This is a genomic window from Pseudomonas bharatica (assembly GCF_048586865.1).
GTDB classification, from domain to species: Bacteria; Pseudomonadota; Gammaproteobacteria; order Pseudomonadales; family Pseudomonadaceae; genus Aquipseudomonas; species Aquipseudomonas bharatica.
On record NZ_JBMAWR010000005.1, the window covers coordinates 235,990 to 250,707 of the forward strand.

Below are 14,718 nucleotides of genomic sequence, written 5' to 3' on the forward strand. Positions count from 1 at the left end.
TCGGCGCTCCGATGAACCCGCTCCCACAGGGTCCGCTGAGCTTTTTATCTTTCGGTAAAGGCCACGGTCCGCGCCGCAACGATCAGGCAGTCGGTCAGCTCCGGCGAGGAGAATTTGGTCAACACCGCATTAGCCCCGGCTGCCTTGGCTTTTTCACTGTTCATCGCACTGTCCAGCGAGGTGTGCAGCAGCACATAGAGATGCTGGAAATCCGGTGTTTCGCGCAAGGTGCGGGTGAACGAGTAGCCATCCATTTCCGACATCTCGATATCCGAGACCACCACGTCGATTTCCTGCTCGGTGCCCTGCAGGTCCAGCAATACCGCAATGGCGTCCTTGGCACTGCGCGCCGTGTGGCACTCCAGCCCGAGCCCGCGAAGGGTGTAGACCGACTGCTGCAGCGCCACCTGGCTGTCATCCACCACCAGGATGTTGGTGGCCTTGAGGATGGCGGCGTCCTCTTCGCTGATCTGCGCAGGCGCTTCCTGGTGCTGGGCCGGGGTGATGGTGTGGATGACTTTCTCGATGTCCAGCACCTGCACCAGGGTGTCGTCGATCCGGGTCACGCCGGTAATGAACGACTTCTCCCCCGAGCCATAGGGCGGCGGGCGGATGTCGGTGCTCTTGCAGTGGACGATGCGCGCCACCGCCTGTACATGCAGGCCCTGTTTGGAGCGGCTGATATCGGTGACGATCAGGCAGCCACCGTCAGGATCGGCCAGTGGCCGCTCACCGATGGCGCGGGACAGGTCGATCACCGGCAGCGAGTTGCCGCGCAGGGTCGCCACGCCCTTGACGTGGGGATGGGCCTCGGGCAGGCGGGTCAAGGGCGGGCAGGGAATGATCTCGCTGACCTTGAGCAGGTTGATCGCCATCAGCTTGCCGCTGCGCAAGGTGAAGAGCAGCAGCGACAGCGAGTCCGCGCGGGTTTTTTGCGAGAACATAGAAACCTTCGTGCGTAGAGGATGGATTCGGGGGCTTGTGCCGGGTTATCGACCCGAGCGCGCCGCCCTTTAGCATATTCGTAAATCAGCGCAGGCCAAGCCGGCGCGCCAGGCGCGCGAGGTTGGCACGGTCCAGGCCCAGTTCGCGTGCCGCGCTGGCCCAGTTGTGCTGGTGGCGTTCCAGGCATTGGCCGATCAACTGGCGCTGGTAGTTGTCCAGGGCCAGGCGCAGGTCGCCGCCGCGTTCCCCGTCGCGGCTGACCGGCGGCGGTGTCGCGGATGGCGTGGTGACGCCAGGCAGGTCCAGGTCGGCGGCGTCGAGGGTCAGGATGCGCGGCCGGTCCCGATGCTGCCCCAGCGCCTTGAGCGCCGAGCGCCCGATCAGGTGTTCCAGTTCGCGCACATTGCCCGGCCAGTCGTAGGCCAGCAACGCGGCCTGGGCCTCTGCGCTCAGGCGCAGGCTGTTGAGGCCCATGCGCGAACGGTTCTGTTCGAGGAAGTAGCCGGCCAGCAGCAACACATCGCGACCGCGTTCGCGCAGGGCTGGCACCGGCAAGGGATAGACGCTCAGGCGATGATAGAAATCGGCGCGATAACGACCGGCACGGACTTCCTCGGCCAGGTCGCGGTTGGTGGCAGCGATCAGGCGCACATCGACGCGGTGCTCCTGGTCCGAGCCGAGGCGCTGCAACTGGCCGCTCTGCAGGACCCGCAACAGTTTCGCCTGGACCATCAGCGACAGTTCGCCCACTTCATCGAGGAACAGCGTGCCGCCGTTGGCCAGCTCGAACTTGCCGCGCCGCTCGCCCACGGCACCGGTAAAGGCGCCGCGCACATGACCGAACAATTCGCTTTCCACCAGGGTGTCGGGCAATGCCGCGCAGTTGAGGCTGATCAGCGGCTTGTCGGCACGCGACGAGGCCTGGTGGATGGCCTGGGCCACCAGTTCCTTGCCGACCCCGGTCTCGCCGGTGACCAGCACGGTCAGGTCGCTGCCGCCGACCAGGCGGATCTCTTCCAGCAGGCGCTTATGCGCCTTGCTCTGGCCGATCAGTTCCTTGGCCTGCTGGTCGCTGGCCTGGCGATAGACCTCGGCGCGCAGGGCCAGGCCTTCGATACGCTGGGCCACGTTGACCGTGGCCGCCGCCAGGCTGGCGAAGGCTTGCAGGGAGTCCAGCTCGGCTTGCCGGAAGCTGTCCGGCTGCAGCGCATCGAGGGTCAGCAAGCCCCAGGGCCGCTCATCGACGAACAGCGGGCAGCCCATGCAGTCATGGACCTCCAGTTGCTGGTGCAGGCCCTCGACCAGGCCGTCGTAGGGGTCGGGCAGTTCGCTGTCGCTGGCAAAGCGGGTCGGCCCGTTGCGGCTGAGCAAGGCGGCGAAGCGCGGGTGCTCGCTGACCCGAAAGCGCCGACCCAGGGTGTCGGCGCTGAGACCGTCCACGGCCAGGGGCACCAGCCACTCGCCGTCCAGGCGCAGCAGCGCGGCGGCATCGCAGGGCAGCAAGGCGCGCATGGCCTGCAGCAGGCGGCGGTAGCGCTCGCGTTCGGGCAGGTCGCGGGACAGATCGCTGACCAGGGGGAGGAGGGCGGTAAGCAGAGGGGTTGAGGTCATAATGACTCCATGTAGTCGTAATGACTCTAGCAGACTTGCGTCATTTTGACTTTATTGGGGCGCAAATGCCCGATTTCATTGGCCTTTGTCGTTGGCATGGATTCTGAAACGCACTTGCCAGTATTTACACAGAAGCCCATCAGGCTCAGGAGTCGTTTCATGCTGACCGCCGAAGACCGTGCAATCATCAAGGCCACCGTTCCGCTGCTGGAAAGCGGTGGGGAAGCCCTGACCACCCATTTCTACAAGATGATGCTCAGCGAGTACCCCGAGGTACGCCCGCTGTTCAACCAGGCCCACCAGGCCAGCGGCGATCAGCCCCGGGCGCTGGCCAACGGCGTGCTGATGTACGCCCGGCACATCGACCAGCTGGAGCAACTGGGCGGGCTGGTCGGGCAGATTGTCAACAAGCATGTGGCCTTGCAGATACTTCCGGAGCATTACCCGATCGTCGGGGCCTGCCTGCTGCGCGCCATCGAGGAAGTGCTCGGCCGCGAGATCGCCACGCCGCAGGTGCTGAAGGCCTGGGGCGCGGCTTATCAGCAACTGGCGGATATCCTGATCGGTGCCGAAGAAGGCCTGTACCAACAGAAGGAGCAGGCCAAGGGCGGCTGGCGCGGCGCGCGGGCTTTCACGCTGGTCGAGCGCGTCGAGGAGAGCGCCGAAATCGTTTCCTTCTACTTCGCTCCGGTCGATGGCCAGCCGGTGCTGGTGGCCGAGCCGGGCCAGTACATCGGCCTGCAACTGCTGATCGATGGCGTCGAGCAGCGCCGCAACTATTCGCTGTCGAGCCTGGGCGACGGTCGCCTGTACCGCATCAGCGTCAAGCGCGAGGCGGACGGCAAGGTGTCCAATTACCTGCATGACCATTTCAAGGTCGGCGACCGGATCAACCTGTTCCCGCCGGCGGGGGACTTCACCCTGGCCGCCAGCGACAAGCCGCTGGTGCTGATCAGCGGCGGCGTTGGAATAACCCCGACCCTGGCCATGCTCGACAAGGCGCTGGAAAGCGGACGGCAGATCCATTTCATCCATTGCGCGCGCAACGGCGGGGTGCATGCGTTCCGTGAGCATGTCGATGCCCTGGCGGCACGTCATCCGCAGCTCAAGCGCTTCTATTGCTATGACGTGGATGATGGCGTGAGTTTGCCGGGGGATGCGCTGGGGCCGTTGAGCCAGGACCAGTTGGATCGGTGGCTGCCGGCCGAGCGTGACCTGGATGCCTACTTCCTCGGGCCCAAGGGCTTCATGGCCGCGGTCAAGCGCCACCTGAAAGCGCTGCGGGTGCCGGAAGGGCAGAGCCGCCATGAGTTCTTCGGGCCGGCTGCTGCCTTGGAGTAACCATTAGTAGCAGGATCTCCGCGGATGTGTGGGAGCGGGTGAACCCGCTCCCACAGGATTCGGTGGTGTCTTCAACGCCCATTAATCCTGTTTTAATCCCCTTCCTCTTCACTGCCACCCTGCGCCTGCGTTTTTCACGCCGACTTCACCTTCGATCTTCCGTCTGCCTGTAGACTTTCCGCCGGCGCACCGTCATCTTGTGCGCCCCGCGGCTTTCGCGTGGCCGCGAGTCGATCCATTTAAACGTGAAGGGAATGGCAATGAACGAGCAAACGCAGCGCCTGAATCGGGAACGGCGCTTCCTGGTCCTGCTGGGCGTGATCTGTCTGGCATTGATCGGCGGCGCACTCTATATGCAGATCGTCCTGGGCGAGGCGCCGTGCCCGTTGTGCATCCTGCAGCGCTATGCATTGCTGCTGATCGCCCTGTTCGCCTTCATCGGCGCCGCCATGCCCGGCCGGCGCAGCCTGACGATCTTCGAGGGCCTGGTGGTGCTCAGCGCCCTGGGCGGAGTCGCCGCTGCCGGCAACCATGTCTATATCCTCGCCAATCCGTCCGTCAGTTGCGGCATCGATACCCTGCAACCGATCGTCGACGGCCTGCCCCTGGCCTCGGTGCTGCCGCTGGTGTTCCAGGTCGACGGTTTCTGCACCACACCATACCCGCCTGTATTGGGACTTTCCCTTGCACAATGGGCACTTGTAGCATTCGTCCTGACTGCCGTCCTGGTGCCGCTGGGCATCTGGCGCAACCGTCGCCAGGGTTAGACAAAAGTCATGTTTTGACGCAAGTCCCTTGTGCCATGAAATTTCCCACAGTGCGCACAGGGCGATTGACTTGCGTCAACCCGAAACCCTTGTAGGACGGGCGTTCCAGCGCTAATGGAGCGGGTGCGACAAACTGTCGCGAAACTGATTTTTCGGGCTGGATTATTACACTTCCTGTAAAAGACTGTTGCTCAATAAGTCATAGTCAAGGGGGGGCGACCTATCTACAATCGCCCCCAATTTCCGTTCGGCACTGCTTGCAAGTCGCAGTTTCAAAGGCTCCGCAGCCTTTCTTGCTGACTTCGACGAGCATCGCCTGCGGCGATGCCGGGCTGACTCCCCTCCGTGATTTTCCGCACCAAATGGACTTGGTCTGAAATACAGGCCTGTTGCCTACGAAGTCAGAACAATAACCACGCACCACCCAAGGTTTATGCCGAGCAGCGACGCTCCTCAAGGTATGACCTTATTCGCCCGTAAATGCTGACACCAGGCAGGAAGAAGTGTTGGCGACCAAAACACAAATTGCATTGAAGCAAGCTGATCTAGAGGTCGTGAGATGAGTAAAAAGCGTTACCCCAGACTGTTTGGCATTCTGCCCTTTTTAGGCATGCTTTTACTCAGTGGGTGCAACTGGACCCTGCTCGACCCGAAAGGTCAGGTCGGCATTGAGCAAAAGAACCTGATCCTGATCGCCTTCGGCCTGATGCTGCTGGTGGTCGTCCCGGTCATCTGCATGACCCTGGCGTTCGCCTGGAAGTACCGCGCATCCAACAAGGCTGCCAAGTACACCCCGGACTGGTCGCACTCGACCAAGATCGAAGTGGCGGTCTGGACCATCCCGGTCCTGATCATCATCGCCCTGGGTATCGTCACCTACAAAACCACCCATGAGCTGGACCCGTATCGTCCGCTGGTTTCCGACGTGAAGCCGGTGCAGATCGACGTGGTCGCCCTGGACTGGAAGTGGCTGTTCATCTACCCGGAACAAGGCATCGCCACCGTCAACAAGATCGTCTTCCCGGCCAATACCCCGGTCAACTTCCGCGTGACCTCCGACGCCGTGATGAACTCGTTCTTCATCCCTGCGCTGGGTGGCCAGATCTACGCGATGGCCGGCATGACCACCAAGCTGCACCTGATCGCCAACGAGAACGGCGAGTTCGACGGTATCTCGGCGAACTACAGCGGTGCAGGCTTCACCGGCATGAAATTCAAGGCAGTCGCCACCTCCCAGGCCGATTTCGAGGCGTGGGTGAACGAAGTCAAGCAGTCGCCTAAGCAGCTGGACAAAGCTGAGTACGAGGCCTTGGCCAAACCGAGCGAAAACAATCCAGTCGCGCTGTACAGCGTGGCGCCGGCCGACCAGTTCCAGACCATCGTCGACAAGTACGAAGGCATGAACCGCGGCAAGCCGGTGGTACACGAGAAGGCCGAGCACAAAGAAGCAGCGGCCACTACCGGTACCGAAGGGATGGACGTGAGTATGCATTCAGCTGCCGGGGCAGAGGAGTAAGAGATGTTCGGTAAATTAAGTCTGGACGCGATCCCGTATCACGAGCCGATCGTCATGGTGACCCTCGCCATGATCGCGCTCGGCGGTATCGCGTTGTTCGCGGCAATCACCTATTTCAAGAAGTGGACCTACCTCTGGTCCGAGTGGCTGACCTCGGTCGACCACAAGAAGATCGGCGTGATGTACATCATCGTCGCCATGCTGATGCTGATCCGCGGCTTCGCCGACGCGATCATGATGCGTACCCAGCTCGCGGCTGCCACCGGTGGCGCCGAGGGCTACCTGCCGCCTGAACACTATGACCAGATCTTCACCGCCCACGGTGTGATCATGATCATCTTCATGGCGATGCCATTCTTCACCGGCCTGATGAACCTGGCGCTGCCGCTGCAGATCGGCGCCCGCGACGTGGCCTTCCCGTTCCTCAACTCCCTGAGCTTCTGGCTGCTGGTGTCCGGCGTTGCGCTGGTCAACATCTCCCTGGGCGTGGGCGAGTTCGCCAAGACCGGCTGGGTGGCCTATCCGCCGCTGTCGGGTATCCAGTACAGCCCGGGTGTCGGGGTTGACTACTACATCTGGGCACTCCAGTTGTCGGGTCTGGGTACGACGCTGACCGGTGTGAACTTCCTGGTGACCGTGCTGAAAATGCGCGCCCCTGGCATGAAACTGATGGACATGCCGATCTTCACCTGGACCTGCACCTGGGCCAACGTCCTGATCGTGGCTTCGTTCCCGATCCTGACCGCTGCCCTGGCCCTGCTGACCGTTGACCGTTATCTGGACTTCCACATCTTCACCAACGAGCTTGGTGGGAACCCGATGATGTACGTCAACCTGTTCTGGGCGTGGGGTCACCCTGAGGTGTACATCCTGATCCTGCCGGCCTTCGGCGTGTTCTCGGAAGTGACCTCGACCTTCACCGGCAAGCGCCTGTTCGGTCACCACTCGATGATCTACGCATCGGGCGCGATCGCGGTACTGGGCTTTGCGGTCTGGCTGCACCACTTCTTCACCATGGGTTCGGGCGCCAGCGTCAACACCTTCTTCGGTCTGGCGACGATGCTGATCTCGATCCCGACCGGCGTGAAACTGTTCAACTGGCTGTTCACCATCTACCAGGGCCGCCTGCGCTTCACCGCGCCAGTACTCTGGACCCTGGGCTTCATGGTCACCTTCTCCATCGGTGGCATGACCGGCGTTCTGCTGGCCGTTCCAGGTGCTGACTTCGTGCTGCACAACAGCCTGTTCGTGATCGCCCACTTCCACAACGTGATCATCGGCGGTGCGGTCTTCGGCTACGTGGCGGGCTTCGCCTTCTGGTTCCCGAAAGCCTTCGGTTTCACCCTGAACGAGAAGTGGGGCAAGGCTGCCTTCTGGTTCTGGATCTCCGGCTTCTACGTGGCCTTCATGCCGCTGTACGCCCTGGGCTTCATGGGTATGACCCGTCGTCTGAACCACTCGGACAACCCTGCCTGGGAACCGTACCTGTACGTTGCCGTGGTCGGCGCCGTGCTGATCCTGTTCGGTATCGCTTGCCAGCTGATCCAACTGTACGTGTCGATCCGCGATCGCAAGGACAACCTGGACGTCACCGGCGACCCATGGGGCGGCCGTACCCTGGAATGGTCGACTTCGTCGCCACCAGCGTTCTACAACTTCGCCACCATGCCTGAGAAAGTCGGCCTGGATGCCTGGCACGAAGCCAAGGAAGCCGGCGTTGCGTACAAGGTTCCGGCCAAGTACGAAGCGATCCACATGCCGAACAACACCTCCACCGGTGTGTTCATGGGCCTGTTCCTGACCATCTTCGGCTTTGCCTTCATCTGGCACATCTGGTGGCTGGTCGGCGTCAGCCTGTTCGCCACCGTCGCAGTCTTCGTTCGCCACGCTGCGCGTGACGACCAGGGCTACATGGTTCCGGCCGAGGAAGTGGCGCGCATCGAAGGTGAGCGCATGAAAGCCCTGGGTCTGGCCACTGGTGCGCCTGCCGGTGCACGTGTCGAATCGTTTGAGCGGGTTTAATCAATGTCCAGTCATGTAATCAACGCAGATGCTCATGGTCACGACCATGGGCATGACGATCACCACCACGACTCGAGCCAGATGACCGTATTCGGTTTCTGGCTGTACCTGATGACCGACTGCATCCTGTTTGCGTCGATCTTCGCCACCTACGCGGTGCTGTCCGGCAACTTCGCCGGCGGCCCGTCGGGTCATGACATTTTCGAACTGAACTACGTACTGGTCGAAACCGCGCTGCTGCTGTTCTCCAGTATCACCTTCGGTTTCGCCATGCTGCAGATGTACAAAGGCAACAAGGGTGGCGTGCTGGCCTGGCTGGCAATCACCTGGCTGCTGGGTGCAGGCTTCATCGGCATGGAAGTCAACGAGTTCCACCTGCTGATCAGCGAAGGCTTCGGCCCTAGCCGCAGCGGCTTCCTGTCTGGCTTCTTCGCCCTGGTCGGCACCCACGGTCTGCACGTGACCGCGGGCCTGATCTGGATGGCGATCATGATGTACCAGATCAACAAGGACGGTATCACCAACACCCACAAGACCCGCATGAGCTGCCTGAGCCTGTTCTGGCACTTCCTGGACGTGGTCTGGATCTGCGTGTTCACCGTCGTGTACCTGATGGGGGTTCTGTAAATGGCTAACGCACACAACAGCCACGGCCACGACGAAGCCAACCACGGCAGCGTCAAGTCGTACGCCATCGGCTTCATCCTGTCGGTGATCCTCACCGTCATTCCGTTCGGCCTGGTGATGTACCCGACCCTGCCGAAGGACATGACCCTGCTGATCATCGTTGCCTTCGCAGTGATCCAGATCGTGGTGCACCTGTACTACTTCCTGCACCTGGACAGCTCGAAGGCAGCACGTTCCAACGTGACGTCGTTCCTGTTCACCGGCCTGGTCATCGCCCTGCTGGTCGGCCTGTCGCTGTGGATCATGTTCAGCATCCACACCAGCATGATGGCGAAGTGAGGTAATCCGGCATGTCCCTGAAACACTTTATCCAGATCACCAAACCGGGAATCATCTTCGGTAACGTGTTGTCCGTGGCGGGCGGTTTCTTCCTCGCTGCGGCAGGGCATGTCGATTTCATGCTGTTCCTCGCCACGGTGATTGGTACCTCGCTGGTCGTAGCGTCCGGTTGCGTCTTCAACAACTGGATCGACCGCGACATCGACATCAAGATGGAGCGCACCAAGAACCGCGCAATGGTTCAAGGTGCGATCTCGTCGCCGGTAGCCCTGGCCTACGGCACCCTGCTCGGGGTTGCCGGCCTGGGCCTGCTGTTGTTCAAGGCCAACGCCCTGGCGGCCTTGTTCGGCCTGATCGGCTTCATCATCTACGTCGGTTTCTACAGCCTGTACCTCAAGCGCAAGTCGGTGCACGGCACCCTGGTTGGCAGCCTGTCCGGTGCCATGCCTCCGGTGATCGGCTACTGCGCCGTGAGCGGCACCTTCGACCTGGCTGCGCTGACCCTGCTGGTGATGTTCAGCCTGTGGCAGATGCCGCACTCGTACGCGATCGCGATCTTCCGCTTCAACGACTACCGCGCCGCGTCGATTCCGGTCCTGCCGGTCGCCCGTGGCGTGGCGGCGGCGAAGAAGCAGATCATCTGGTACATCGTGGCCTTCCTGGTCGCCACCCTGATGCTCACCATTGGCGGCTACGCCGGCCTGAGCTACCTGGCCGTCGCGGCGGCCATGGGCCTGTACTGGTTGTACATGGCCTGGGGCGGCAACAAGGTGGCCGATGACCGCCTATGGGCGCGCAAGGTATTCGCCTTCTCCATCTTCACCATCACTGCCCTGAGCGTGATGATGTCGGTGGATACCCGCACCCCGGCGGAAGTGCTGATGACCTACGTGCAATAAGCACCGACGGTTGACGAAAACGCCCCGGCGCCGAGAGGTTCCGGGGCGTTTTTGTTTGTCTTGAGGGCCTCATCGCCGGCAACGCCGGCTCCCACTGGTTCAGCGGTGCACACGATACCTGTGGGAGCCGGCGTTGCCGGCGATGAGGCCAGTGGGGTCACCACAGGGTCTATGAAATAACGCTTTACAAGAATCCACCCCCGGCCCTATCTTTCAGCCTCGGCCACAGGAGTGGCCAACGTCGCTCGGACGGTTCCGGGCGCTTACGTCTTCGAGGAAATCATGGCCGAACAAGGTTCGCCGCGCCGTTTTGCGCGCATCGATCGTCTCCCCCCCTACGTCTTCAACATCACCGCCGAACTCAAGATGGCCGCGCGCCGTCGTGGCGAGGACATCATCGACCTGAGCATGGGCAACCCCGACGGGGCCACGCCGCCGCATATCGTCGAGAAGCTGGTGCAGGTCGCCCAGCGTGAAGACACCCACGGCTATTCCACTTCCCGAGGCATCCCCCGTCTGCGCCGCGCGATTTCGCGCTGGTACGAGGAGCGCTACAAGGTCGAGATCGACCCCGAGAGCGAAGCCATCGTTACCATCGGCTCCAAGGAAGGCCTGGCACACCTGATGCTGGCTACCCTGGACCACGGCGACACGGTGCTGGTGCCCAACCCCAGCTACCCGATCCACATCTACGGTGCGGTAATCGCCGGCGCCCAGGTGCGTTCGGTGCCGCTGGTCCCGGGCGTGGACTTCTTCGCCGAGCTGGAGCGGGCCATCCGCGAGTCCATTCCGAAACCGAAGATGATGATCCTCGGCTTCCCCTCGAACCCTACGTCGCAGTGCGTGGAGCTGGACTTCTTCGAGCGGGTGGTTGAACTGGCCAAGCAGTATGGCGTGCTGGTGATCCACGACCTGGCCTATGCCGACATCGTCTACGACGGCTGGAAAGCCCCGTCGATCATGCAGGTGCCGGGAGCCAAGGATATCGCGGTGGAGTTCTTCACCCTGTCCAAGAGCTACAACATGGCTGGCTGGCGGATCGGCTTCATGGTCGGCAATCCGGAGCTGGTCAGCGCCCTGGCGCGGATCAAGAGCTACCACGACTACGGCACCTTCACTCCGCTGCAGGTCGCGGCCATCGCCGCCCTTGAAGGCGACCAGCAGTGCGTGCGCGACATCGCCGAGCAGTATCGCCAGCGCCGCAACGTGCTGGTCAAGGGCCTGCACGAGATCGGCTGGATGGTCGAGAACCCCAAGGCATCGATGTACGTCTGGGCCAAGATTCCCGAGCAATACAAGCATCTCGGCTCCCTGGAGTTTTCCAAGAAGCTGCTGGCCGAAGCCAAGGTCTGCGTGTCGCCGGGCATCGGCTTCGGTGACTACGGCGACGATCACGTGCGCTTCGCCCTGATCGAGAACCAGGACCGGATCCGCCAGGCTGTGCGTGGCATCCGCCAGATGTTCCGGGCCGACGGCATCGAGGCGCCGAAAACCGCCAAACCGGCCAAGGTCTGAGGTACGCCCGAGAGGCCCGAAGCCCCCGTGATACGGGCGCTTCGGGCCTTTTTCCTTCCGCCGGTCGGGCGCCCGGATTTCTTTTCGTCACCCCCTTCTCAACGGCGTGGCATCGCATAGAATTGGCGACGGGATTCTCCCCATAACAATTCTTGCTCCCCCCCTCCCGACATCATGTCCGATACCCATCCTTGCTTGAGCTGTGGCGCCTGCTGCGCGCATTTCCGTGTGTCCTTCTTCTGGGGCGAATGCACCTCGGCCGGCGGTTGCGTGCCGGATGACCTGGTGGTGCAGATCACCCCGAGCCGGGTCGCGATGATCGGCACCGATGCCAAGCCGACGCGTTGCATTTCCCTGTCGGGCGAGGTGGGCAAGGCGGTCGCCTGCACCATGTACGAACAGCGTTCCAGCCCATGCCGGGAATTCGAGGCGTCCTGGGAAAACGGCGAACACAATCCGCGTTGCGACGACGCCCGCGCCGCCCATGGCCTGCCGCCGTTGCAGCCATTCGATTTCGAGATGGGCTCGACCGCGGCCTGACCGCTATTGGCTGGAGCGGGTGCCCCACTGCACCACCAGCATGCCCACCACGATCAGCCCGACCCCCAGCAGCCGAGCCAGGTTGACCGGGCGCTCGGGCAGGCCCATCAGGCCCCACTGGTCGATGGCCAGCGATGACAGCACCTGGCCGGCAATCACGCAGACGATGAAACCCGCTGCGCCGAGCTTGGGCGTCAGGATCAGCGCAGCAGTGATATAGACCACGCCTGCCACCCCACCGAACCATGCCCACCAGGGGGCCTGGCCCAGTGCCGCCACTTGCGGCATCGGTGCGCGCATCAGCCAGAGCGCGGGCAATACCATCAGCACACTGACTGCGAGCGAAACCAGCGTGGCCCATAGCGGATGACCAAGCAGGCGACCTAGCGCAGCGTTGCTTCCGGCCTGGAACGGCACGGCAGCTCCGGCGAGCAGGGCGATCAGCGGCAGCGCTACGACAGCGGGGGCGATGTTGAGATTCATGGCGGACTCCTTGATACGCACGATGGGCATAAGGCAGTCTTGGTTATCCACAGGCTGGATGGAAATTCGAATTTTGCACGGGGACTATTCGTCATATGGATGATCTGCGCCGTATCGACCTCAATCTGTTGCTGACCCTGCATGCCCTTCTGGCCGAGCAGCATGTTTCCCGTGCCGCCTTGCGCCTGCATCGCAGCCAGCCGGCGGTGAGCCATGCGCTGGCGCAGTTGCGCGATATCTTTGCCGATCCGTTGCTGGTACGCCGGGGAGGGCGCTTGCAGCCCACGGCCCGTGCCCTGGAGTTGGCCCAGCCGCTCAGGGAGGCATTGCAGCAACTCGATGCCTTGCTCAGCAGTCCCGGCTTCGATCCGCTGCGGGCGCGGCGCAGTTTTCGCCTGGCGATGTCGGACTATGGCGCGAGGGTTGTCCTGCCCCGTCTGGTTCGTGCGTTGCGCGTCGAGGCGCCGGAGGTGGATCTGGTGGTGACCCAGGGCAGTCGCGAAGCGATGCTCAGCCAGTTGTTCGATGGCGAAATCGATCTGGCGCTTGGGGTCTTTCCGACCCTGGCCGCGCCGTTGCGTGCGCAGACCCTGTTCGAGGAAAGCTTCGCCTGCCTGGCCGACCGCGACACCCTGCCGGCCCGTGGCGGGCTGACCTTGGCGCAGTGGCTGGCCCGTCCTCATGTGCTGGTGGCGATGCGACCCGGTACCGACAACGAGATCGACCTTGCCTTGGCCGCCTTGGGAGAGCAACGGCGTGTTGCGCTGGCGATGCCGCACTGGATCGCTGCCACCGAAGTGCTGGCCGGGACCGATCTGGTGCTCACCGTCGCCCGCCGCAACCTGTTGCGCCCGCCCCGTGGGCTACGCTGTTTCGCACCACCCCTGCCGATCCGTGCCTTTGGCTTCCAGCAGGCCTGGCACGAGCGCCGTGAGGGTGATGCGGCCCATCGCTGGCTGCGGGCTCAAGTGACCCGCGCCTGCCTGCTGGAACCTGTTGAATCCTCAATTACCTGACACGGAGTGTGCCGATGAACCTTGGAATCCTCGCCCTGGCCCTGCTCGCGGCCAGCCCGCTGGCCCAAGCCGACAGTTACAGCCAGTGCATGAAGGGCGCCAGCACCACGGCGGCCATGAGCGAATGCTCCGGCGCCGAGCTGAAGCGCCAGGATGATCGTCTGAACCAGAACTACAAGGCAGCCATGGGCAGCCTCGGGGAAGAACAGAAGGGCAAGCTCAGGGATGCCCAGCGCAAATGGGTGGCGTACCGGGATGCCAATTGCGGGATGTACTACAGCATGACCGGTGGCACCATCGATCGGCTCAACGGGATTGGCTGCGAGGTGGACATGACCAAACAGCGGGCCGGGGAGCTGGAGAACTTGCCGGAGCATTGAGGGCAATCGCGTACCCTGTGGGAGCGGGTTCACCCGCGATCGCAATGGTGAATTCACTACCGCAATCGCGGCGGTTCGGCGCTCCGATGAACCCGCTCCCACAGGGTACGCGTACACCAAAGAAAAAGCCCCTGGCCACAAGGCCAGGGGCTTTTTCATTTACCGTCTCGCGTTGCTGTTCTTACGTTCAACCCAGCCGTTCGAGGAATTCCTCTTGCAGCAGCGCGTCATTGGCGCTGATCTCTTGCTGGGTGACGGCGCGTTTGCTGCGCAGCTTGCCGTAGAAATGCTCCAGGGCGTTGTTCAGTTTCGATGCTGCACCCTCGATGGCCTGCTCCAGTGTGGCGGCCTTGTGGGTTACGGAAATCGGGTGATGGCCTTTTGGGCGTGCCTCCATCTGGCAACGTTTGTCGTGGGGACCGGGCTTGTCGCCGTTCTCGTCCCTCAGGTGGACCTCGACCCGGGTGACCCCGTCGTCAAAGCGTTCGAGCGTACTTTCAACCGTGCTGCGTACCCACTGTTCCAGCCGGATGTTGCCTTGAATATGGTTGTCGCTGTTGACCTGGATTTGCATGATTCCAATCCTTATTCAGCTAGCTCGCAAGAGGCACCGGAGGCCGGGTTGCCTTGGAATTCGTTGCCTCTTGCTTACAACTTCGGGCAGATCGAAGCGGATTTCAACCCCCTAAAAAATAAAAATATTTTGTTTCAATCGGG

At 62.4% G+C, this 14,718-nt stretch carries 15 protein-coding genes; 11 read left to right on the plus strand and 4 right to left on the minus strand.

Annotated elements, in window-relative coordinates:
• Positions 1 to 44: 44 nt before the first annotated feature.
• Together ACKLLE_RS09145 and norR are read right to left on the minus strand one after the other, a co-directional pair.
• A complete protein-coding gene (locus ACKLLE_RS09145) occupies positions 45 to 944 on the minus strand; it encodes a chemotaxis protein (RefSeq protein ID WP_064302725.1) in 900 nt (299 codons plus the stop codon).
• Positions 945 to 1,029: 85 nt separating this feature from the next.
• Complete coding sequence (norR, locus tag ACKLLE_RS09150; RefSeq protein ID WP_420057688.1) at positions 1,030 to 2,556, minus strand: nitric oxide reductase transcriptional regulator NorR; 1,527 nt, start codon at positions 2,554 to 2,556, stop codon at positions 1,030 to 1,032.
• 159 nt (positions 2,557 to 2,715) lie between these two features.
• On the opposite strand from norR, the gene hmpA reads away from it, so the two are divergent.
• The 9 genes from hmpA to ACKLLE_RS09195 all read left to right on the plus strand — a co-directional run bounded on the left by hmpA (position 2,716) and on the right by ACKLLE_RS09195 (position 12,122).
• Positions 2,716 to 3,897, plus strand: a complete 1,182-nt coding sequence (hmpA, locus tag ACKLLE_RS09155) for an NO-inducible flavohemoprotein (protein ID WP_420057689.1) — start codon at positions 2,716 to 2,718, stop codon at positions 3,895 to 3,897.
• Between the two features lie 260 nt (positions 3,898 to 4,157).
• A complete protein-coding gene (locus ACKLLE_RS09160; protein ID WP_009404399.1) occupies positions 4,158 to 4,664 on the plus strand; it encodes a disulfide bond formation protein B in 507 nt (168 codons plus the stop codon).
• 559 nt (positions 4,665 to 5,223) lie between these two features.
• A complete protein-coding gene (gene cyoA / locus ACKLLE_RS09165; protein ID WP_009404398.1) occupies positions 5,224 to 6,180 on the plus strand; it encodes a ubiquinol oxidase subunit II in 957 nt (318 codons plus the stop codon).
• Between the two features lie 3 nt (positions 6,181 to 6,183).
• A complete protein-coding gene (gene cyoB / locus ACKLLE_RS09170) occupies positions 6,184 to 8,202 on the plus strand; it encodes a cytochrome o ubiquinol oxidase subunit I (protein ID WP_009404397.1) in 2,019 nt (672 codons plus the stop codon).
• A 3-nt stretch (positions 8,203 to 8,205) separates the two neighbouring features.
• Entirely contained in the window at positions 8,206 to 8,829 is a 624-nt protein-coding gene (cyoC, locus tag ACKLLE_RS09175; protein WP_037061693.1) for a cytochrome o ubiquinol oxidase subunit III, read from the plus strand.
• Positions 8,830 to 9,168: a cytochrome o ubiquinol oxidase subunit IV gene (gene cyoD / locus ACKLLE_RS09180; RefSeq protein WP_009404395.1), complete on the plus strand. Its 339-nt coding sequence runs from the start codon at positions 8,830 to 8,832 to the stop codon at positions 9,166 to 9,168. It begins immediately after the preceding gene.
• An 11-nt stretch (positions 9,169 to 9,179) separates the two neighbouring features.
• The gene (cyoE, locus tag ACKLLE_RS09185; RefSeq protein WP_009404394.1) at positions 9,180 to 10,067 is read left to right on the plus strand and encodes a heme o synthase; all 888 of its coding nucleotides are present in this window, start codon (positions 9,180 to 9,182) and stop codon (positions 10,065 to 10,067) included.
• A 282-nt stretch (positions 10,068 to 10,349) separates the two neighbouring features.
• The gene (gene alaC, locus ACKLLE_RS09190) at positions 10,350 to 11,582 is read left to right on the plus strand and encodes an alanine transaminase (RefSeq protein WP_420057691.1); all 1,233 of its coding nucleotides are present in this window, start codon (positions 10,350 to 10,352) and stop codon (positions 11,580 to 11,582) included.
• A gap of 174 nt (positions 11,583 to 11,756) precedes the next feature.
• The gene (locus ACKLLE_RS09195; protein ID WP_420057692.1) at positions 11,757 to 12,122 is read left to right on the plus strand and encodes a YkgJ family cysteine cluster protein; all 366 of its coding nucleotides are present in this window, start codon (positions 11,757 to 11,759) and stop codon (positions 12,120 to 12,122) included.
• Positions 12,123 to 12,125: 3 nt separating this feature from the next.
• On the opposite strand, the gene ACKLLE_RS09200 is transcribed toward ACKLLE_RS09195, so the two are convergent.
• Positions 12,126 to 12,605, minus strand: coding sequence for a DMT family transporter (locus tag ACKLLE_RS09200; RefSeq protein ID WP_064302782.1), 480 nt, complete (start codon positions 12,603 to 12,605; stop codon positions 12,126 to 12,128).
• A gap of 95 nt (positions 12,606 to 12,700) precedes the next feature.
• On the opposite strand from ACKLLE_RS09200, the gene ACKLLE_RS09205 reads away from it, so the two are divergent.
• The gene (locus tag ACKLLE_RS09205; RefSeq protein WP_420057694.1) at positions 12,701 to 13,621 is read left to right on the plus strand and encodes a LysR family transcriptional regulator; all 921 of its coding nucleotides are present in this window, start codon (positions 12,701 to 12,703) and stop codon (positions 13,619 to 13,621) included.
• 14 nt (positions 13,622 to 13,635) lie between these two features.
• Positions 13,636 to 14,001, plus strand: coding sequence for a lysozyme inhibitor LprI family protein (locus tag ACKLLE_RS09210; RefSeq protein WP_081263150.1), 366 nt, complete (start codon positions 13,636 to 13,638; stop codon positions 13,999 to 14,001).
• Positions 14,002 to 14,188: 187 nt separating this feature from the next.
• Here the strand turns inward: ACKLLE_RS09210 and ACKLLE_RS09215 are convergent, their stop codons facing one another.
• On the minus strand, positions 14,189 to 14,575 hold the full coding sequence (locus ACKLLE_RS09215; protein ID WP_009404383.1) for an HPF/RaiA family ribosome-associated protein: 387 nt from the start codon (positions 14,573 to 14,575) through the stop codon (positions 14,189 to 14,191).
• Positions 14,576 to 14,718: the final 143 nt, after the last annotated feature.

Bases quoted from the DNA above. Each gene is read 5' to 3' on its own strand.
- ACKLLE_RS09205 (WP_420057694.1), top strand. From the start codon at position 12,701: ATGGATGATCTGCGCCGTATCGACCTCAATCTGTTGCTGACCCTGCAT.
- alaC (WP_420057691.1), top strand. From the start codon at position 10,350: ATGGCCGAACAAGGTTCGCCGCGCCGTTTTGCGCGCATCGATCGTCTC.
- cyoE (WP_009404394.1), top strand. From the start codon at position 9,180: ATGTCCCTGAAACACTTTATCCAGATCACCAAACCGGGAATCATCTTC.
- cyoC (WP_037061693.1), top strand. From the start codon at position 8,206: ATGTCCAGTCATGTAATCAACGCAGATGCTCATGGTCACGACCATGGG.
- hmpA (WP_420057689.1), top strand. From the start codon at position 2,716: ATGCTGACCGCCGAAGACCGTGCAATCATCAAGGCCACCGTTCCGCTG.
- ACKLLE_RS09145 (WP_064302725.1), bottom strand. From the start codon at position 944: ATGTTCTCGCAAAAAACCCGCGCGGACTCGCTGTCGCTGCTGCTCTTC.
- ACKLLE_RS09200 (WP_064302782.1), bottom strand. From the start codon at position 12,605: ATGAATCTCAACATCGCCCCCGCTGTCGTAGCGCTGCCGCTGATCGCC.
- norR (WP_420057688.1), bottom strand. From the start codon at position 2,556: ATGACCTCAACCCCTCTGCTTACCGCCCTCCTCCCCCTGGTCAGCGAT.
- ACKLLE_RS09210 (WP_081263150.1), top strand. From the start codon at position 13,636: ATGAACCTTGGAATCCTCGCCCTGGCCCTGCTCGCGGCCAGCCCGCTG.
- cyoD (WP_009404395.1), top strand. From the start codon at position 8,830: ATGGCTAACGCACACAACAGCCACGGCCACGACGAAGCCAACCACGGC.
- ACKLLE_RS09195 (WP_420057692.1), top strand. From the start codon at position 11,757: ATGTCCGATACCCATCCTTGCTTGAGCTGTGGCGCCTGCTGCGCGCAT.
- ACKLLE_RS09160 (WP_009404399.1), top strand. From the start codon at position 4,158: ATGAACGAGCAAACGCAGCGCCTGAATCGGGAACGGCGCTTCCTGGTC.
- ACKLLE_RS09215 (WP_009404383.1), bottom strand. From the start codon at position 14,575: ATGCAAATCCAGGTCAACAGCGACAACCATATTCAAGGCAACATCCGG.
- cyoB (WP_009404397.1), top strand. From the start codon at position 6,184: ATGTTCGGTAAATTAAGTCTGGACGCGATCCCGTATCACGAGCCGATC.
- cyoA (WP_009404398.1), top strand. From the start codon at position 5,224: ATGAGTAAAAAGCGTTACCCCAGACTGTTTGGCATTCTGCCCTTTTTA.